This is a genomic window from Bacteroidia bacterium, assembly GCA_040880525.1.
Classification (GTDB): Bacteria; Bacteroidota; Bacteroidia; order CAILMK01; family JBBDIG01; genus JBBDIG01.
Genome location: JBBDIG010000043.1, coordinates 1 through 19,619, shown reverse-complemented (window position 1 = coordinate 19,619; position 19,619 = coordinate 1). Strand labels below are relative to the sequence as shown.

Below are 19,619 nucleotides of genomic sequence, written 5' to 3'. Positions count from 1 at the left end.
GAATTATAAAATCAAGCCTCATATTGTATAGATTATTTCGTTACCAGTCCTTAGTAAAGGCCAGTATTCCCATCTCTTTGAGTTTATTGAACCCAATATAATGCGGTTGAAAAATCTTTAATTTACCTAGCCGCTCCGTAGCGATGGTGTTTCAACCCCTCGCGGTCCATGGTTCACCTGGCATTTACCTGAAGCGGAACATCCACAAGGCGGATGAATAAGGTAAAAGAAGGTATGGCTATAGTTACTAAGGTTTCTGTTGTAAAAATAAGGTTTCAGGTGGGACAAGTAAACTGAGACAATCCAGTGCTACATTCTTGTGCTGTGATATCGGGAAGCTTAAACGAAACATTAGGGTAGGAAATAGAATTGTTGCAACGCACCTTTGAATGTTTCGACAATGTTACAACATTTGGTGCCCTTCAATTCATCAGGTTTCGAGACGGTATACAAATAAAAACCCGCCAAATACTGAATTTTGGCGGGTTTTGTTGTTGCGTGTTGCTAAGTGTTGCAATATTAGTGACCCCGGAGGGACTCGAACCCTCGACCCACTGATTAAGAGTCAGTTGCTCTGCCAACTGAGCTACGGAGCCGCGGCAAATTTAGTCATTTCCCGGTTTGGCTCAAGGCCAGCGCGGAATGTTCTCCGGAATAATTACTGAGAAACCCAGATTGCAAACACCCCATTATCTTTGCTCACGAAATAATTCATCCCGATGAACAAACTGCTTTTTCTTCCGGTAATTTTCTTCCTGTTCGGAGTATCAGGATGCTCCACCAACGAATCGTCTCATGAAGCTGATGCAGCTTCTGCTGATTCTCTTCGAAGCGATGTAGATGATTTCCTCAGCGAGTACAACCGGCAGTATCAGGATCTTTACTACCAGGCGGCTCAGGCAGAATGGAGGCTTAATACTTATATAAAAGAAGGAGATTCTACAGCCAACGAGGCGGCTACCCGTGCTAATGAATCACTGGCCGCTTTTACGGGCAGCAATGAAAACATCAATAAAGTGCGCGGCTTCCTGGAAAAAGAAGATATGCTGCACGAACTGCAAGTGAAGCAATTGGAGAAGATCCTCTATTTTGCCGGCAACAATCCTGAACCTATGGAAGAAATTGTGAAGAAAAAGATAGCGGCCGAAACGGCACAGACCGAAAAGCTCTTTGGTTTTCAATTTTTCTTCCAGGGCAAAGAAGTAAGTACCAATTATCTGGATTCCGTCCTGGATGCATCTGAGAATATGGATCACCGGCTGGAAGCCTGGATCAGCAGCAAAGAGGTGGGCAAGCCCTTAAAAGGCGGACTCGAAAATCTGCAGCACCTGCGAAACGAAACGGTACGTGCCCTGGGCTACCAGGATTATTTCTCATATCAGGTTTCAGATTACGGAATGACGACAGAGGAGATGCTTGAACTGAATCGGAAATTTGTGCGGGAGTTGTGGCCGCTATACCGGGAGTTGCACACCTATGCCCGGTATGAGTTGGCAAATCAGTATGGTGAAGAAGTACCGGAAATGCTGCCGGCACAATGGCTGCCGAATCGTTGGAGCCAGGACTGGTCATCAATGATAGAAGTGGAAGGCTACAACCTTGACAGCGTGCTGGCCACCAAAAGCGCTGATTGGATCATTAAAAAGGGTGAGCAGTTTTATGTAAGCATGGGATTTCCAAAACTGCCGGAAAGCTTCTTCGAGAAAAGCAGTTTATATCCTTTGCCCCCGGATGCCGGTTACAAAAAAAACAACCACGCTTCAGCCTGGCACCTGGATCTGGACAAGGATGTTCGCAGCCTGATGAGCGTAATTCCTAATGCGAGTTGGTTTGAAACGGTGAATCATGAGTTGGGACATATCTATTATTATATGACCTATACGAACAAGGATGTACCCCTTGTGCTGAGAGAAGGAGCCAATCGGGCCTTTCATGAGGCTATCGGCACCCAGATAGGGATGGCGGCAATGATGCGATCATTTCTGGAAGAGCAGAATCTGCTATCGCCTTCCGGGACCGGAAATGAGGAAAGACAGAAGGAGCAGGAAATGCAAACGTTGTTGAAGCAGGCAATGAACTATGTGGTATTCATTCCGTGGAGTGCGGGGGTAATGACGGAATTTGAATATGATCTTTATGCCAATGAATTACCTGTTGACCAGTTCAACCAGCGGTGGTGGGAACTGAAGGAGAAATATCAGGGCATAACCACTCCCCTGCCACGGGGGGAGGAATATTGTGATGCCTGCTCCAAAACGCACATTAATAATGATGCTGCACAGTATTATGATTATGCGATCAGTTCTATCCTGCTGTTTCAGTTGCACGACCATATTTCCGGAAATATTTTGAGCGATGATCCGCGCAATGCCAACTATTTCGGTAATCTGGAGACAGGCGAGTTTCTCAAAGACCTGATGTATCCCGGTGCCAGTGCCGATTGGAGAACGTTGTTGAAAGACGCGACAGGCGAGGACCTGAGTGCCCGCGCCATGCTAAGTTATTTTGATCCTCTTCTGGCTTATCTGAAAGAAAAGAATAATGGCAGAACCTACACATTACCAGAGACGATTTAATTACACCTCTAATTAAAATTTAAATTCAATTAAGGTTAAATAACGTTGTTTTGATGTTTTTCAGGATCAAATGCGGCAACAGGAAATACCGGAAATCCGGAAGCAGAAAGCTATAGCGGCCACATTGATCCAACTTTCTGCATGTCAACCCCTCCTGTTATACCTGTCTTTTCAATTGATAAGATTTACTTTTGCGCCACGGGTGAGGCCGGTGAACAGAATTCAGAATCTGCGGTTTTAACCCATCATTTTCTTAATCCCCAAAATACACTTTAAGATTTATGGCTGATGTGATCAGGATGCCCAAGATGAGTGACACCATGGAAGAAGGTGTGATCGTAGAATGGCATAAAAAAGTGGGAGATGACGTAAAAGAAGGTGATATACTGGCCGATGTGGATACTGACAAAGCCACGATGGAGCTGGAAAGCTATTATGAAGGCACATTGCTTCATATTGGTAAAAAGGAAGGCGATTCAGTTCCTGTAGACGCAGTGATAGCCATTGTTGGGAAAAAAGGTGAAGACGTTGACGCAATTTTAGCTAAAGAGAAAACTACAGAAGCGGCAACAGAAAGTCCGGCACCAAAAGAGAAACAACAGGAATCAGCCGCTCCTGAGGCAACAAAAGAAAAGACTAAGGATTCTGATGAGCCAAAGCCGGAGAAAGAGAAAGGTGAATCCGAAGAAACAACATCCGGGGAAAAGCGGATAAAAGCCTCACCGCTTGCCAGAAGCATGGCGCAGGAAAAAGGCATTGATCTTACCGGAATTGACGGAAGTGGCGACAACGGCCGCATCGTGAAACGGGATATTGAAGGATATAAAGCAGCGGCTGTGGCCAAATCTGCTGAAGGGGATTACGAAGACGTGAAGGTTTCGCAGATGCGGAAAACCATCGCCCGCAGACTTTCAGAAAGCAAATTTACCGCTCCTCATTTTTACCTTACCGTTGCCATAAATATGGACCGCGCCATTGTAGCGCGAAAACAAATTAATGATCTGGCAGATACCAAAGTCTCTTTCAATGACATCATTATAAAAGCCGCTGCAATTGCATTAAAAAAACATCCTGAAGTAAATGCATCATGGCTGGGCGGGCACATTCGCATTAACAATTTTGTGAATATTGGCGTAGCCGTTGCGTTGGATGAGGGGCTTGTTGTCCCTGTCGTCCGGGATGCAGATAAAAAAGGCATCTCTGCCATCTCAAATGAGGTGGAAGATTTAGCGGGCAAGGCACGCGAGCGTAAGCTTCAGGCAGAGGATTATGAAGGAAATACTTTTACCATTTCCAATCTTGGAATGTTTGGTATAGATGAATTTACAGCCATTATTAATTCCCCGGAATCATGTATCCTGGCTGTAGGCGCCATTACAGAAAGTGCCATAGTAAAAGACGGAGAATTGGGCATAGCCAATATTATGAAAGTTACCATGAGTTGTGACCATCGTGTGGTGGATGGTGCAATGGGTGCGAGGTTTTTGCAGACGTTCAGGCAATTATTAGAAGAGCCGCTTCGGCTGTTAGCCTAAAGAGTTTTATTTAATTTGAATAATAATCCACCAAAAAACCTATTTTCGCAACGCAATTCGTTCCCTGTTCCGGGGAAAATTCAAGGTTGCAATCCATTTTTACACTCCCTTTTTAACTCTGTGCCTCCACCCAAAGAGGTAACACTTTTCAATCAAATTTTTTAAGGCGAAAAATTTCGCAAGTAAATCAAATTATTACAGTCATTTATGTACGACATATTGGAACTCAACTCTATGCTTCTCCGTGATATTCACGAGATCGCTAAACAAATTAACATTCCCAACTTCCGCAAAATGAAAAAGCAGGAGCTGGTATATGAAATCCTTGACAGACAGGCAGTACTGCCTTCGCATAAATTAGAAGAATTGCAAAAAGACAGAGTGAAACCCTCAGGTGCTCCGGGCGAAACGGATGAAGATTCGGGAGAAGGGAAAGGCAGAGGAGAGCAAGAGAGCAAAACGAAACAAGAGCCGGCAGGTAAGGAAGATTCAAAATCCAAAGAACAACGAGGACGGGAATCTCAGCCCGCTCAGGAAAAAAAGAGCCAGGATCAGCCAAGAGGCCGCAACCGGGATGATGTGCGCAGCCGTGATCGTAATCGTCCCCATCCCGGCAAGCCGGGAGAAGACCGGGGCAGTGACAGCAAGGATCGCGAACCGAGAAGCAACGATCCCCGAAACCGTCCGGAAACACGGCAACGCCCACAGCAGCAGGAAAGAGCTAAGGAACCAGCTCCGGCCAAGAGCGAAAACCAGCCACAGCAAGCCCGAAAGGAAGATCAACGAGGCAATGTAAACAGAAGAGATGATAATCGCCCACAGGATGACAGGCGTCAGAGGGATGACAACCGGCAGAGGGATGATAATCGACAGAGAGACGAGAACCGGCAGAGAGATGACAACCGTCAAAGAGACGACAGAGGGCAGAGAGACGATAACCGTCAGCGGGATGATAACCGTCAAAGAGACGAGAACCGCCAACAGCAGGACACTGACCCGAACAAGGGAAGACCTTTCCAAAAACCTAAAAAGGATTTTTTCGATTTTGATGGCGTAGTCCACAGTGAAGGTGTGCTGGAAACCATTCAGGATGGTTACGGATTTTTGCGTTCCAGCGACTATAATTACATGCCCTCTCCGGATGATATTTATGTCAGCCCAAGCCAGATCAAACTATTTGGCCTGAAGACAGGAGACACCGTTAAGGGCTCTATTCGTCCGCCCAAAGAAGGAGAGAAGTATTTCGCGCTGATCAAAATTGACAGCATAAATGGACGCGATCCTGCAGAAGTGCGTGACCGTGTTTCCTTTGAGCACCTCACTCCTCTCTTCCCTAACCAGAAGTTTAACCTTAGCGGAAGTGCATCCAATGCCTCCACCCGCATAATTGATCTGTTTTGCCCGATTGGTAAAGGCCAGCGCGGATTGATCGTTGCGCAGCCGAAGACCGGGAAAACCGTATTGCTTCAGGAAGTAGCCAACGCAATTGCCGCCAATCACCCTGAAGTTTACATGATCATTTTATTGATTGATGAAAGGCCGGAAGAAGTAACTGACATGGCGCGCAATGTTAACGCTGAAGTGCTGTCTTCCACCTTTGACGAACCAGCCGAAAAGCACGTGAAAATTGCCGGCCTTGTGCAGGAAAAAGCAAAAAGGCTGGTTGAGTGCGGCCATGATGTAGTTATTCTGCTTGATAGCATTACCCGCCTGGCCAGGGCTTACAATACAACTTCTCCGGCTTCAGGAAAGATCCTTTCCGGAGGTGTGGATTCCAATGCGCTGCAAAAGCCGAAACGGTTCTTTGGTGCTGCACGGAATGTAGAAAATGGCGGATCGCTCACCATAATTGCTACGGCTCTTATTGAAACAGGTTCTAAAATGGATGAGGTAATTTTCGAGGAATTCAAAGGAACAGGCAATATGGAATTGCAATTAGATCGTAAGCTGAGTAATAAGCGAATCTATCCGGCCATTGATGTTCCTGCTTCTTCGACAAGGCGTGAGGAATTGCTCGTGGACAGGGCGATGCTCCAGCGCATCTGGATTCTGCGGAAACACCTCAGCGACATGAACTCTGAAGAAGCCATAAATCTGCTGAAAGACCGCATGAAAAATACCCGGAATAATGAGGAATTCCTGATCTCCATGAACGGATAAAAGTTGGGAAACCGAACCTGAAGTTTTTCAATGTCTTCAGTGTCCACCACCGTATTCCCCGGAATATACTTTGGTTGCGGGGCCGGTTAACCAAATATCGTGGTAGCCATCCTTTCCTTTTGTGAAATTTACTTTAAGCTCACCGCCTTTTGTCAGCACACGTATCTCTTCTTTTGAAGATGCTTGTACCCGGTCATGTAAAGCTGCGATGGCTGCAGCCACCACTCCCGTCCCGCAGCTAAAAGTCTCATCTTCCACACCGCGCTCATACGTCCGCACCCGGATCTCATTTGTTCCGGTCTGCTGTACGAAATTCACGTTGGTGCCTTCTTCCCTGAAGCGGCTTGAAAACCGAATTTGCCGGCCTTCCTGCACCACGTCTATGCTGTCCGGACTTTCCTGCAACATTTTGACATAATGAGGAGAACCTGTATTAAGAAAATAATCGGGATTACAGGCTTCGATCTTTTTTACGTCATTCATTTGCAACCTCACCAGCCCATTCTCTATAATGGCGCTGTGGATGCCATCTGAAGCCTCGAAGGTGAGCATCCGCTGTTCCACCATTCCAGTTTCTTTTGCAAAAGCTACAGCACAGCGGCTGCCGTTGCCACACAACGACCCCTCATTTCCATCCGCATTGAAATAGATCATTCTAAAACCTGATGTGGTGCTATTCTGCAACAGGATCAGGCCATCCGCTCCTATTCCAAACCTTCGGGTACACATTTCCCGGATCAGTTCCATTCCTGCCGGAAAAAGCTGTTCCCGATCATCTATAAGGATGAAATCGTTTCCTGTGCCGTGATATTTATTAAATGAAATCATTCTTCGTTTTGGAAACGTGGTCTGGCCTCCAGTTTATTAAATGATGAACTTTCTTTGAGCATATATATGACGCTATCTGTTTCCATAAACAACAAACCATTGCGGTATAAGAAACGCTTATCCGCAAGGCCGGATATGCCATAAAGCTGGAGGTAGGCATCCTGCAACCTGTATCCGCGATAATTGACCGGAGATTGCCAGAGTTCCACATGCATTTCGCCTGCGGGCTTTAAGGCAGAAGCTTCCTCCCCGGATGTTACAGAACCCGCAGACAACGCACTATCAGGACTTTCAGGGGGTGCTGCCACAAAAACATTTACCAGCGTATCCATGATCTTGAAATCCACTTTGATGGAATCCCCGGTAAAACTGTGGGAGGCTTCATTGCTCCATCCTGACTTTACATTTAAATTTTCCAATTCCTTTACGGGGGTGGTATTTGTCTCAGGCTCATCATCCACCGCATCATTGTGTTCCTCTCCCGAAGGCGGAATATCATCCCTGCGATTCAATTCATCCGAAGTATCCGGAATCGCAGCAGGGGGAGCTTCCTGTTGCGGATGAAGTTCATATATCTGCCCATCCTGTTCTTCCTTCTGCTCAATATTTTTAAGCCATAAAACCAACAACCCCATAAGAATAATAATTACGGCAGAAATACGTGTCCATGATCTGCCCCACACATTGCCCATTAGTTTTGAGGTGGCATTTTCATACAAATACCGCTTTAACTGCTGCCTGCGGTAATATCGAATTGTTTCATTTAAGAGTCGCTCGAACTCCACCTCTTTTTTCAACTCCGGATCCAGTGAAATGCGAACCTCAAAATCCCGCAGTTCGTCTCCTCCCATCCGGTTCATCAGGTAGCGATCTATTTTTAACAGAAGTTCTTTGCTAATGGCAGCCATTTGACTACGATATTCAGATTAGGTTCCTTAGAGATATATTGCGTTTCACAGTCTGAGCAAGTTTTCGCTTGCACTGAAATACCCGTTCTTTGATCTCTTCTGCTCGAAATCCGGTTTTCTCAGCGATTGATTTTTCATCCCATTGCTCAAAGTAATACAATGAGAGCAGTTCGCGACATGCATCGCTATGCATCTTCATGAATTTTGACAGTTCCTGCAATTTTGCTTCATGCGCCTTCAGGTCTTCCTCTGCTCCGGTGGAGGAAGACCCATTTTGCTGCGGCCGCCTTTTTTTCCACAAACGCTCCAAAGCTTCCATGATAAACCGGTCAGAAGGCTGCCGCAGTTTTTGGGTTTGTACCGCCTGCCAGTATTCAATCACGGCATCTTCCAGCACCTCCCGGATCGCATCATCAGAGGCACCATCCGGTAACATATAATTGCGGGCCGACAAATAATTTTGTTCAAAAAGGGCAACGAGCGCTTTCTCCTTGCCGCTCATTACCTGCTTCATTACCTCTGCCTCATTCCATCGAAACCGTCTGAACATTTCTCAAGGATTGATTTTAAAATAAATTGTAAAATATTAAAAAATGTTAAACTTACGTCAGTGCAAAAATAGAATGAAAAAAGTACCCGTTTAATTCTCCTGCATTTCCCACTCCGGAAACCACCAGAAATATCCACCGGTACGCGACCGTTAATGCTGACAGGTCATTTTGACGGGTCAGAGGGCAGGCACAGAGTTTGACTTTTATAAGGCATAAAAATCACTAAAACAAATGAAGTTATGAAAATATTAAAGCAGATCTTTTTACTGACAGTGGCCGCCCTGCTAGGCGGCTTTATCTCTGTCGGGATTTATCGCTTCCTGGCAGATGATCCTATGATGGTGAATTCTGAAAATGCCATTCCTGCAACCCCGGCCAGATATGAGGTGAGAAACATTACTGTACCAACTTTTGACTTTGCCGATGTTTCTGAAAAAGTGACGTCAACGGTAGTGCATATTATGACCCGGTCAACCGCAACCAATTACCGCCACAGCAATCCATTCGAGTTTTTTGGTACGCCCCACCACAATATGCCAAGCATAGGTTCCGGGTCAGGGGTCATCATTTCTGAGGATGGATTTATCGTAACCAACAATCACGTTATTGATAATGCTGATCAGATAGAAGTCGTGCTTTCTGACAGGCGCAGATTTGATGCTGAAGTGATAGGGCGTGATCCATCTACTGATCTTGCGCTGCTTAAAATCAAAACCACCAACCTGCCTGCGATTGATTTTGGCAACTCTGACAAGGTACGGGTCGGTGAATGGGTATTGGCCGTAGGCAACCCATTTAATCTTACAAGCACTGTGACGGCAGGAATTGTAAGCGCTAAGGCACGAAACATAAACCTGCTTGGAGGGCAGGGCATCGAATCATTTATTCAAACCGATGCAGCCGTTAATCCCGGTAACAGTGGAGGCGCTTTGGTTAATACCAGGGGTGAGCTGGTGGGCATCAATACCGCCATTGCTTCCAGCACGGGCCAGTATACCGGCTATTCCTTTGCGGTTCCGGTGAATATTGTGAGCAAAGTAGTGAAAGATATCAGCGAATTGGGTATGGTACAGCGGGGATATATCGGTGTCAGCATCCGGAATGTAACGGCTGAACTGGCACGTGAAAATGACCTGCAACGGGTGGAAGGTGTTTTTGTGGCCGATCTTGCTGAGAATGGCGCTGCAAAAGATGCCGGTATCCGGAAAGGCGATGTTATCCTGAAGGTGAATGATTTTCCTATAAATACAGTACCTGAACTTCAGGAAACGGTAGGTATGTACCGTCCCGGAGACCAGGTAATGGTAACGCTGCTGCGGGACGGACGGCAGAAGGAATTGAAGGTGGTCCTGAGAAATGCCGATGGAGAAACTGCCTTTCTGCCAAATGATACAGAGCGGTTGAATGCTGCCCTCGGTGCAACATTCGAGGATGTAAGCGACAAGGATAAACAGCGCCTCTCCATTCGTCAGGGAGTGAAGGTAAGCAAATTAAAAAAGGGTGGCTTAATTGACCTTGCAGGCCTTGTCGAAGGTTTTGTCATTACAAGAATTAACAAACAGGAAGTAGCAAAAACCGATGAGGTAGAGCGGCTGATAAAAGCAAGTGATGGCGGAGTATTAATAGAAGGATATTATCCAAATGGCGCCAGAGGAGTTTTCGGATTCACACTTGATTACTGATTTCACAAAATTCTATTATTTCCAAAATTCAAAAGCCCTGGAAGATCTTCCGGGGCTTTTTTTATCCTGATTCAGGGCTTAAAATTAGCTGTAACAAATTGAGCTTAGCTGCCAGCGCGAAATAGTTTTAGCCTGGTTCACGCCATCCATTTGTAATTTTAAAACCTGGTAGTTGAATTATTAACTATTCCAATATTCTCAACGAAGTTATGCTTTTATGAATACTATCCTTTTGGGCGATTTAGCTTGCATATTAGGCGTTAGCATCTATAAATGCGACCAACCAGAAAAGCAGGAAGATCAGACCTATCAGCATAATAACAACACCAATTATTCCCAATCCAATAAAATCAAAAAGGACGGAAACAATGAGACCAACAATGATCAGAACAATGGCTACATATAAATATCCTGTATCCTGTGCAGCAGCTTTCCCTTCAGATGGTGTAATGTGTTGCACTTTTTGAGCTAATCGAACAGGAGCTTTTAAAACGGTTCCTGCTGTGGTTTCTATTTTGTCCTTGCTCCTCCTTGTTTTTGGGGATTGTTCTTTACTGCCAGTTCTGTTTTTGTTTTCTTTAAGGTGCGGACCTTCCAAATAAGGCGTTCTCTCTTCGTTCATGCTAATTGCCTCTGCATCTCTTCCCTGCACAGGTTCCATGAATTGCGATTTCTGAATGTCGGGTGAACTGACTACGGTAAATTCATCTCCACCCGGAACGTGGGATGATTGCAGCTTCTGCTCACTTGAACAGGAAGCGAGGAACAGTACTAACATCAGAGACAAAGAAGTCAACAAACGTTTTGGTAAAATTGTGTGTGCCATTTTTTCCATTTCTGCTAAATTTAATTTTCATAAAAGACACCTAATGGATAAAAAAGGTTTAATAATCTTTCACCTTTCAGGGTAGAATAAAAGCTAAATGCAATGTGCCCATATTCGCCTCAAGCCCATCACTCCTGCGATAGCGGGCATACCGAATTTCCACGCTCCGGAGCCGGAGCACGCTTTCTCTTAACTTAAATCGAGCGAGGCCCCTGAGCGGAGCATAGCGGGCAGCCATTCCCATCTTGCGGCTGCTAAAGGATGACAGGTCAAAATCCGATGTATAAAATTCCTCACCCTGTAAATGAGCAGCAAAGGGCGCAAAATAGTCTGAGGCATGTTGGTTATGGAAACGGTAAAATGGAAGCAGGGCGAAAAATGGTGAAAACTTTAGCGGAGTTTCCAGCCTTGCCGTATGCGCAATGATGCCAAAATCATCCGCATAGAACCGGTAATAACTTCGCAGCACCAGCCAGTCCGTTACGAAGTAATTCAGATGCAATCCAACAGGATATTTCCAGCGGCTTTCCGGCAGTTTTTCTATACGCGCCATGTCCTCATTTTCGAAATAAACACGGTGAAATGGCGTGGAAAGCAGGCCGTGCTGGTATACAAGTTCTGCTGTTGCCTGTGCTTCCATTCTGCGGTTCAGCACTTGCGAAAATCTGACGCTGACACTGTATGACCTTCGCTTGTCAGTATGCACTTGCTGAGAGGCTACAGTCCGCAACTCCTCAGGAAAGATCAGCACCCAGGTATCCAAAAAAACCTGCGCACCAACCATAATTTCACGATTTTCATTTTCAGACATCTTGCTCCACTTTCCGCCTGCTGAGGTAGACAGGTAATCTGATTCAATTGATCCTCCGGCATTTAAACCATAGGTCATTTTACGTTTTGGAATGTCCTTTTCATATCCAAAATACATTTCCACGTGGTTGTCCTTGCGGGAAGCTGAAGAAATCCGGCTGTCAATCCTGTCAGTGGAAGCTGAAGTGTAATGGTTCATGCCCAGGTCAACTGAAATGCGGGTAACCGAATCAACCGGTACGTTTACGATGATGCGCGAGGCGATATCCTGAAGTTCCTCTGTGCCGGTGCCTCCCGTTACCGCAGAGTGATTTCCGTCCTGCTCATAATAGGATAAGAGAAAATGCGCATCCACCGGCAATGATGGCCGGAGCGAATCCAGAGTTGAGACCGGAATGGAGTCCGGCAAAGGCTGCTGAGCTTTGATGCTGACGCAGCTTCCAGTCAACACCGCGAGGATAAGGATCAGTTGCAGCCGCATCCACCACCGGTTTTGCCACCATTAGCACCTGAAGCGCCTTCCCGGTAGCCATCCACCTCAATTCCAAACAGCTCTGACTCCCGGTTTTGCAACTGCATGTCTTCATCATTCAAATACTGCTTTTGATACTGCTTCACGGGTTCACATCCGGCAATAAAAACCAACATTAAGATGCTGAAAACATATTTTAAAATTGTCATACTGCGCAAAATATTTAATTCCAAAGTGTCAAATCTTTTTAATCTCTAAAATTAAGATTTTACAAAAACTTCCATTTAATTATTTAGTTCAATCATTAAATTTTTACTGTTTATCTTTTTTTTGATAAAAATGAAGTTGAAGATTTTCGGAAGTATAGGTTTTGCCCGCTTCGTCAATTACCAGGCATTCAATTCCATTTAACTGATTTATTAATTCAATTCCTTTTTTTCCTAAAACAAAAACGGCTGTTGCCAAAGCATCTGCGAGTTCAGCATCAGCACAGACCACCGTGACGCTCGCAATGTCCTTTGCCGGATAACCGTTTCGCGGATCGATTATATGCGAATATCTTAATCCATTGCAGGTAAAGTATTTCTCATAATTGCCAGAAGTAACCACCGCCATATTATTCACCTGTAGCCATCCAAATATTTCATTATTTTTTACCGGGTTTATAATGGCCACTTCCCATGCAGTTGCGCCCGGAGCCGCTCCCCAGGAGATGAGATCACCCCCGGCATTCACTATTCCCGAACTGATTCCCGCTTGCTTCATTTTTTCCCTCGCGCGGTTGGCTGCATAGCCTTTCCCGATTGCGCCAAAGCCAATTTTCATTTCTGCCTTTGGAAGAAAAACTGTCAGTGCTTCAGCGTCTGTTTCAATTTTCATGTAATCTATGTGCGAGACAGAGGCGGCTACCTGTGCCGAATCCGGAAGTTCATGTTCTTTTCCATCAAACAAATACAGCGGCCCGGCAGCGGAAAATGTAATATCAAAGGCGCCCTGCGTCAGAGCAGAAACTTTCTTGCTTCGCTGAATCAGTTGCAAAAGTTCCTGATTTACTACAACAGGTTGGATGCCGGCATTCCGGTTTATATTACTGGTTTCCGATCCGGGATTCCATGAAGAAATGAGCTGCTCAATTCGATGTACTTCAGCAATGCCGCTATCCATAGCCGCATAAGCAATTGTCGAATCTTCACTCACTGCCGTAAAGCTAAAGCTGGATCCCATCAGGATCACGGTTCTGGAATATTCCTGTGTAACCGTTTGCGTTTTCGCCAGGAAAAATCCGGCAAAAGCAATCCAAAGAAAAAATGTGGATGTTAAAATTTTACCAGACATAGCGCAATCCCGCATTCGCTCCGAAATTTGAAATCGTATGCCGTTCATGGTATACTGTGGATTCCACCGGAGTGATGATGAAAGTCTTGTATTGAGGCCTGAGATTAAACATCAGGTGCGGGGCAATCCGAAACTGTGCATTCAGCCCTATTTCCCAACAAAATTTATTTCCGAAACGATTGCGCCCGGGATAAATGGTTTTTATTGAAAAAATGCCTCCGGCCAGGTGCGGACCAAAAACGAAACCGGGCTTCGAAATCAGATCGTATTCTGCGATAATTCCAATATCCAAAAATTTCACAGCGCTTCGGGAAAGCGAATCACGAAGAAATTTAGGCGGAGCGTCTCCGGTCTTGCGAATCTCGTCAATGAAAAACCACGTGTGGGAAGCGCCAATTCCCGTCCTGAATTTTCCTATCCGGTAAAGAAATGAGGCTGTGGCCGGGACAAAAAGCGCTAGCCTTGTTTCATCCCATCCTAAATTATTGCGTAGCGATTGATCAGAAGATCCATGATTATACAACCACCATCCCGCTGCCATTCCGCCTGAAACTTCTATGGAAAAAGGCTCCGCTGGTTGTGCATTAAGCCCGGAAGATGGCCAGCAAATCAAGAGCAAGATGGCGCAATAAGCTTCCGGCCAGGGTAAAAACGAAATCCGGCCCATTACGATTTCAGCAATAATCTCAGGTGAGCAATGTAACCCAGCGCTCCGCCCTCCCGAAAACCGGTCCGGGCCAAAACCTGCCCGTCCTCCCCTATCAGCACCACCAGAGGAAAAATTCCTTCAGGATTGAAGTTTTTAGCCAGCAAACCATTGGCTTCCGACTGCTCCCTGGGCAGCAGGTTTTTGCGGTTGCGGGGAAAATCAATTTCAAGCAAAACCAGGTTTGCGGCCGCGAACTCATTGAAAGCTGCATCCTCAAATACCTCCTTCTGAAGCCTCATGCAGGGCTTGCACCAGTCAGATCCTGAAAAAACCATCATCACAGGTTTGTGCTCTAGGCGGGCTTTTGAAAGTGCTGATCCATAATCAGTGAACCACAGGCCACCCTTCAGCGGTGGCTGACCGGTAAAGGCAATGGATATGAAAAAAACGGAAATGAGGATAAATAACCTGCTCAACCTTTTGGGGTATTTTAGTAACAAATGTAGCTATATCAGGAAGTAACGCAGGTTGTGCCGGTTGAAATTTTTCGGAGCGGGCCAAACGCCTGATCACGAAGGTATTTCCGCAGATAGCATTGCATCACTCAAATGGTACCTCAACCCTGCTCTGATCCCAGGCCAATTCCAGGGACAAGTTATTATTATCCTTAAAAGAGATAGTGAACTGTTCAACCACCTCGTTGCTTCGTTGTACCGGTACTTTCACTTCAAGCGCGTCATACTCTGCCTCCCTGCTTGCCACCCCGTCAAAATTCACTCCCCATGAGTATTGCATCGTGTTGAAAATGACTGTCCATGATTTTTCCCCCGGAATGGTCCATAGCGTATATTTTCCGGCAGGTAAAGTTTTCCCGTCTATCGTCAGGTCCTTATTGGTTTTGAAAGTAGTCGCCTCATTTGCCCCGGTTCTCCAAACCTGGTCGTAAGGCACAAGCGATCCGAAAATTTCCCGGTCTTTTTTATAGGGGCGGTTATAAAAAACCTCCAGTTCAAGGTCGCCCTGCTTATATTCCACGGTCTCCTCCGGGCTGCTTTGCTTGGTATTCCATTGCATATACTTATACCCGGCAAAGGCCAGCACCACCAACGCAAGGATTACGATACCAGTCCACTTTAAAATTTTCATACAGTCTGTTTTTATGATTTTGGGCTGTAAAGTTAAGGCTTGGCTGGAAACCCGCAAGGGTGCTGAGTTCTGAAGCAAGGCCACCATTTACACCTGTATTGGCCAGGTTTTATTTTATTGATTTAGGAATTTAACGGTACCACGGGTTCACTATAGGTGAAGTTAATGATTAAATTTCAACCATGGAATTACTTTTCGTTTGTTTCAAGTAGCCAATTAAATACATTAATGTGTTTTATTCCGCCTCGGTTTTGAATCTGTCGTAATTAAATATTCTAAATCATCAAAACTTGCACGAATTGCAAGTTTTGATGATTTAGTTGGTTTTAGCAATTTGTTTATGAACCATTTGACCACAACGTTTCACGTATATGGCAACTACGGGATTTCGAAACCGGATTTGTGTCCGCCTAACGCAAAGTTTATTTATTGAGTGAAGGACTTAACTAATTATTCTACCCAGGACATAAAAAAAGGATTATCAAAATTATTGAATTCTCAATGAAAGACCACCACACACAAGCGCTCCGCCTCCGAGTCCAATTTCCATGTTTATTCCCACCAAATCTGCGAAGTAGTATCTACCACCAATTGCAATACGAAACGCAACTGGCAATGGCGATTTAACCTCCTCATCAAATTCCTCATTTGGATCATTGGTTTTAAACTTGAATTTCGTGCTATTGTAACCTGCGGCCACAGCACCATAGAAATCAAAATTATCGCTGTTTCCAAAGTGAATACTAAAGCGAGGCATAATTCTCAATCTTGGAACTGAGACTTCATAAGTGTATGTCTCAAATTCGCCAAAAGAATTAATTGATGATTCCTCGTAGCTGACAACCGTATTGGTGTAGTTCACTTCCAAACCGATTCCAACATCATCAGAAACCATATATTCTCCTCTCATCCCCATTGGACCTATACCTCCAATTTCTACGTTTTCCTCAGATCCGGAATTAGCATAGGTGGTTTCAACCACTGATTTGAAAAGGTTAGGAAAACCATAATATACATCAACCGCAATATTTCCTTCCTCCAACGCTTGTGCATTACCTTTGCCTGGAAAGGTCATAACTGCAAGCAAAGCCATAATTAGTAATCTTGTCTTTTTCATAGTCTTTTAAATTTTTTTTAATATCGCAATATACAAAGTTGGGGCATACTTATTCAGTAAATTATCGTGTTAAATTGTATATTGCTGTAATTAAGGCTATAAAGAATTATTTTCAACGTTTTAGAATGCAAATATTTATTTCCGTGCAGATAGTTTTGTTTCATTCCAAAGTCTTTTCAAATGTCCAATTAACGTATCCCTACGGCAAACTCCAACCTGGCGCGCGCATCTGTTCCTCCCTCACGCCAGGCTAGTCTATCAGCTTAATCTGCTTCATTGATGTAGTTGATGACACTGCTGCATAACCAATATCAAAAGATTATGCGGAATAATCTAATCAGGTATGACCGGCCAATGGCGCCCATCTAAACTCCTTGAAACCATCCCTGGGCGGATGTAGCCCCACCAAAGCTTCATGCGAACCAATCCAAAACCAGATCATCTCCTCTCCTTCCTTTATTCCCAATGCTCTGCAATTATATCCTATCCTCACTGAGAATATCGGTTTTGACGCGTGAACTTGCTTAAACCTTAATTTTTCTCAAAGGGATTCTTCTTCCATACCTGATAAATTTTTCGTGCCTCCTTCTGCACTGAGGTAGGAAGTTTATCGAAGGCTTTTCTAAATTTAGTGGTCGTGTAAGAGACCACTACCAATCCCCCTTTTTAGTCCTACCGGAACGATATTCAGCCAAAGCATCTTCAGCAAGCTCAGCAAGTTCTGACTGGGTATTTTTTATGGTCTCGTCCCACCGTAACTCTTCCTCGATCATCCTCGCAAGAGCTTTCTGCTGATCCTCTGGAAGAAGACCGACTTTCTTTATAATCTGTTCAAATTCCTTTGTAATCATGTGCCTGTTTTGTTATCTGAATACGAATTTACCGGTTATCTGCTAAAAGTTACACATTGCAAAAATCCCTCGGCTGCAGGGGCAATTTCAACCTCTTTGTAAGCTGGACTGCCTAAGCAATTGGCGGTATTTTACCCGTTCCAGGTTCATGTATAACTTGTTGTCGCCAGGTGCTTTTTGTAGCAGGTATTTCAGCGCAGTGGTCTTGCCCACCCTGCGCATACCGGTGATTACGGTAATCTGCCTGTTGGGCAGGTGATTGGATAAAGATTGGAAAAGTTCTCTGCTGTGCATAGTTTTAAACCGTGTCCTCCAAGTTACTATATGTCAAGAAGAATGACAAATAGTTGAACTATTTGTCAGTGGGGTGGGCAGGTTTTGTGTGGGGAGAAAACATACGTGAGCCTCCTGAGCCAGCTTAGGCTACCAAGCCAGGTTATGCAACTTTGAAAAAAGATGTTCACATCCACGCTCAACCTTACATCCGTAGCGATTGTGACACTGCCAGAACATTCGAACTACAGCAGCGCTTGCCCAGAAAGCCCACTGAAGGTTTTGGATACTTTATAATCCTGCCATGCAATAACAACAGCCAGAGGCTGCAAAACGTAACTGTCACTTCGCTGGAGCCAAGCAACTGGTGGGGGGCAAACACTAACCCCGGTTAAGATTAGCTCATTCTTCGTTCGGAATATTCTTTTCCTTGCAATATTTTTCAATTGCCGTATCGCTATCAAAGTAATCGTCACAAATTTCATCAAGTTCCTTTTCTGTGGATTTGTAGTAACGTTCTTGACCAGTCATTAACTTATCAACTTGCTCGATAAATGTTTCAAATTCCTTATTGATTTTGCATAGTTTATCAATAGTCTTGAAGTCCAGATCTCTGTACTTTGGAGGAAATAAAATTCTACTTTGATAAGGGTTAGCATTCAATTCGATTAAGCCAATCCCGAAAGATTGGCTTAATCTCTCCATTTCATCCCACAAGCTGTCACCAAATTCAAACGCGACCAAGTAACCGTAGTTTGCCCAGCTAGAATTTGAAACCGCCTGAAAGAAAGCCTTTTTTAGTTCTGAATCGCTATTTATTTCCTTTTTTATCTCGTAGGAACTGAGTTTAAAGGTATCAACACGGTTAATTGATTTTAAGAAGTTCTGACTAACTTTGGTCTGTAAGTTCATGAATTTTATTCCAACCATGTCGGGGTGGGTCCAAATATGATTATTGTCCTTCCCATATTTTGATTGTTCATGAAAAATGGTCTTGGAATAAACTTTTGTGTTTTTCAGGTAACTACTTAATAATTTATGTAAATCTCTTTCATCATATGTTTGGGACTTTACAAGCTTTTTTGGCGTAGCAAACTCTGTTGCATCAGAAAGCATTTCAATTCCAATATCCTGTTCATTTACGGTAAGATAGTAGGAATAGGTTCCACCTTCTTGTTTTATTCTTTTTACTCTTGTATCACCTGCTCTAATAAAGTCTCCAAGTAATGCTGAAATGGTTGATGCTGGTGTCTTCGCTGTTCCGAAGTCGTAATAGTTGTTCTTAACAATATGGCTGTAAACTTCCATATAGTTTGTGAGAACAACGATGTCGTCCAAACTCTTTAAAATGGCTTCTTTTATTGTCATAATCTTTTCGTTTCAGGAATTACAAACTCCCTGTAAGAGGCTTGAACCGCCTTTTAACTTTATATGCCTTGATGAACTGGCCAATTGAGCAGGCTTTGCAGACTTTCAAAAGGTGCTTGATGTTTTTTCCTTCTTCCAATTCATTTCACAATCGAAACCGCCATATTCGGATTGTCGGGGTTCACATCAATTTTCTGTTTGGCCGGGTATACCACCAAATCCATGTCGTCAATAGGAATCGTTCCCAAAAGCACTTCATTTCCTAAGACCAATGCACCCGCAAAACAACTACGGTTTTTGAATTTAATCTGTACAGGCCCTACATAGCTGCAGGAATGGCGCTTGCCGTCAGCCGTGGTAACTTCACGTTTTTCCAATTCCTTTAATTCAAGTTGGATAACGATGTGCTCAGGTAAAACCAAATGAAGTGCATCTGTATCTACCAGTGCCTTCACCTCAATCCCTTCTAAATTTAATCCCTAACTCGGAATAATTTTACGTATTAGGTATAAAAAAACCGGCAACTATCACA

21 protein-coding genes and 1 tRNA gene are annotated in these 19,619 nt (G+C 44.4%); 6 read left to right on the top strand and 16 right to left on the bottom strand.

The annotated features are described in order from the left end of the window. Positions 1–523: 523 nt before the first annotated feature. A tRNA-Lys gene (locus WD077_12590) sits at positions 524–596 on the bottom strand. A gap of 123 nt (positions 597–719) precedes the next feature. Here WD077_12590 and WD077_12585 point away from each other — a divergent pair. The 3 genes from WD077_12585 to rho all read left to right on the top strand — a co-directional run bounded on the left by WD077_12585 (position 720) and on the right by rho (position 6,271). Then, positions 720–2,576 carry a M2 family metallopeptidase gene (locus WD077_12585; GenBank protein MEX0968071.1) on the top strand — a complete coding sequence of 619 codons (1,857 nt, stop codon included), beginning with the start codon at positions 720–722 and terminating at the stop codon, positions 2,574–2,576. Between the two features lie 281 nt (positions 2,577–2,857). After that, on the top strand, positions 2,858–4,111 hold the full coding sequence (locus WD077_12580; GenBank protein ID MEX0968070.1) for a pyruvate dehydrogenase complex dihydrolipoamide acetyltransferase: 1,254 nt from the start codon (positions 2,858–2,860) through the stop codon (positions 4,109–4,111). Between the two features lie 207 nt (positions 4,112–4,318). Beyond that, positions 4,319–6,271 (top strand): transcription termination factor Rho, encoded by a 1,953-nt coding sequence (gene rho, locus WD077_12575; protein ID MEX0968069.1) that lies wholly within the window; start codon positions 4,319–4,321, stop codon positions 6,269–6,271. 36 nt (positions 6,272–6,307) lie between these two features. Here the strand turns inward: rho and dapF are convergent, their stop codons facing one another. The 3 genes from dapF to WD077_12560 are packed head-to-tail and all read right to left on the bottom strand — an operon-like array spanning position 6,308 to position 8,557. After that, a complete protein-coding gene (gene dapF / locus WD077_12570) occupies positions 6,308–7,099 on the bottom strand; it encodes a diaminopimelate epimerase (protein MEX0968068.1) in 792 nt (263 codons plus the stop codon). Next, positions 7,096–8,007: a hypothetical protein gene (locus WD077_12565; protein MEX0968067.1), complete on the bottom strand. Its 912-nt coding sequence runs from the start codon at positions 8,005–8,007 to the stop codon at positions 7,096–7,098. Before WD077_12565 ends, dapF begins: the two co-directional genes overlap by 4 nt. Before the next feature lie 13 nt (positions 8,008–8,020). Then, positions 8,021–8,557 carry a hypothetical protein gene (locus WD077_12560; protein ID MEX0968066.1) on the bottom strand — a complete coding sequence of 179 codons (537 nt, stop codon included), beginning with the start codon at positions 8,555–8,557 and terminating at the stop codon, positions 8,021–8,023. 240 nt (positions 8,558–8,797) lie between these two features. Between WD077_12560 and WD077_12555 the strand changes: the two genes are divergently transcribed. Continuing rightward, on the top strand, positions 8,798–10,240 hold the full coding sequence (locus WD077_12555) for a Do family serine endopeptidase (protein MEX0968065.1): 1,443 nt from the start codon (positions 8,798–8,800) through the stop codon (positions 10,238–10,240). Between the two features lie 253 nt (positions 10,241–10,493). Here WD077_12555 and WD077_12550 read toward each other — a convergent pair whose 3' ends face one another. From WD077_12550 to WD077_12515, 8 genes are all read right to left on the bottom strand, one after another. Continuing rightward, positions 10,494–11,075, bottom strand: a complete 582-nt coding sequence (locus WD077_12550; GenBank protein MEX0968064.1) for a hypothetical protein — start codon at positions 11,073–11,075, stop codon at positions 10,494–10,496. Positions 11,076–11,142: 67 nt separating this feature from the next. Beyond that, positions 11,143–12,357, bottom strand: a complete 1,215-nt coding sequence (locus tag WD077_12545) for a DUF3570 domain-containing protein (GenBank protein MEX0968063.1) — start codon at positions 12,355–12,357, stop codon at positions 11,143–11,145. Further along, positions 12,342–12,524, bottom strand: coding sequence for a DUF4266 domain-containing protein (locus WD077_12540; GenBank protein MEX0968062.1), 183 nt, complete (start codon positions 12,522–12,524; stop codon positions 12,342–12,344). Before WD077_12540 ends, WD077_12545 begins: the two co-directional genes overlap by 16 nt. A 136-nt stretch (positions 12,525–12,660) precedes the next feature. Further along, on the bottom strand, positions 12,661–13,698 hold the full coding sequence (locus WD077_12535) for an FAD:protein FMN transferase (GenBank protein MEX0968061.1): 1,038 nt from the start codon (positions 13,696–13,698) through the stop codon (positions 12,661–12,663). Continuing rightward, entirely contained in the window at positions 13,673–14,350 is a 678-nt protein-coding gene (locus tag WD077_12530) for a hypothetical protein (protein MEX0968060.1), read from the bottom strand. The genes WD077_12535 and WD077_12530 overlap by 26 nt, the downstream gene beginning before the upstream one ends. After that, complete coding sequence (locus tag WD077_12525; GenBank protein MEX0968059.1) at positions 14,350–14,808, bottom strand: thioredoxin family protein; 459 nt, start codon at positions 14,806–14,808, stop codon at positions 14,350–14,352. The genes WD077_12530 and WD077_12525 overlap by 1 nt, the downstream gene beginning before the upstream one ends. Positions 14,809–14,932: 124 nt before the next feature. After that, positions 14,933–15,478 carry a DUF2911 domain-containing protein gene (locus tag WD077_12520; protein MEX0968058.1) on the bottom strand — a complete coding sequence of 182 codons (546 nt, stop codon included), beginning with the start codon at positions 15,476–15,478 and terminating at the stop codon, positions 14,933–14,935. Positions 15,479–15,965: 487 nt separating this feature from the next. Next, positions 15,966–16,595, bottom strand: a complete 630-nt coding sequence (locus tag WD077_12515) for an outer membrane beta-barrel protein (GenBank protein MEX0968057.1) — start codon at positions 16,593–16,595, stop codon at positions 15,966–15,968. A 374-nt stretch (positions 16,596–16,969) separates the two neighbouring features. Here WD077_12515 and WD077_12510 point away from each other — a divergent pair, with 374 nt between their 5' ends. Beyond that, the gene (locus WD077_12510; protein ID MEX0968056.1) at positions 16,970–17,113 is read left to right on the top strand and encodes a hypothetical protein; all 144 of its coding nucleotides are present in this window, start codon (positions 16,970–16,972) and stop codon (positions 17,111–17,113) included. Between the two features lie 132 nt (positions 17,114–17,245). On the opposite strand, the gene WD077_12505 is transcribed toward WD077_12510, so the two are convergent. Further along, the gene (locus WD077_12505; GenBank protein MEX0968055.1) at positions 17,246–17,446 is read right to left on the bottom strand and encodes a hypothetical protein; all 201 of its coding nucleotides are present in this window, start codon (positions 17,444–17,446) and stop codon (positions 17,246–17,248) included. Positions 17,447–17,533: 87 nt separating this feature from the next. Next, positions 17,534–17,740, bottom strand: a complete 207-nt coding sequence (locus WD077_12500; GenBank protein ID MEX0968054.1) for an AAA family ATPase — start codon at positions 17,738–17,740, stop codon at positions 17,534–17,536. A 152-nt stretch (positions 17,741–17,892) separates the two neighbouring features. Here WD077_12500 and WD077_12495 point away from each other — a divergent pair, with 152 nt between their 5' ends. Continuing rightward, entirely contained in the window at positions 17,893–18,114 is a 222-nt protein-coding gene (locus WD077_12495) for a hypothetical protein (GenBank protein ID MEX0968053.1), read from the top strand. A gap of 7 nt (positions 18,115–18,121) precedes the next feature. Here the strand turns inward: WD077_12495 and WD077_12490 are convergent, their stop codons facing one another. Both WD077_12490 and WD077_12485 read right to left on the bottom strand, forming a co-directional pair. Continuing rightward, complete coding sequence (locus WD077_12490; GenBank protein MEX0968052.1) at positions 18,122–19,087, bottom strand: hypothetical protein; 966 nt, start codon at positions 19,085–19,087, stop codon at positions 18,122–18,124. 140 nt (positions 19,088–19,227) lie between these two features. Further along, positions 19,228–19,542 carry a clan AA aspartic protease gene (locus WD077_12485; protein ID MEX0968051.1) on the bottom strand — a complete coding sequence of 105 codons (315 nt, stop codon included), beginning with the start codon at positions 19,540–19,542 and terminating at the stop codon, positions 19,228–19,230. Between the last annotated feature and the right edge of the window lie 77 nt (positions 19,543–19,619).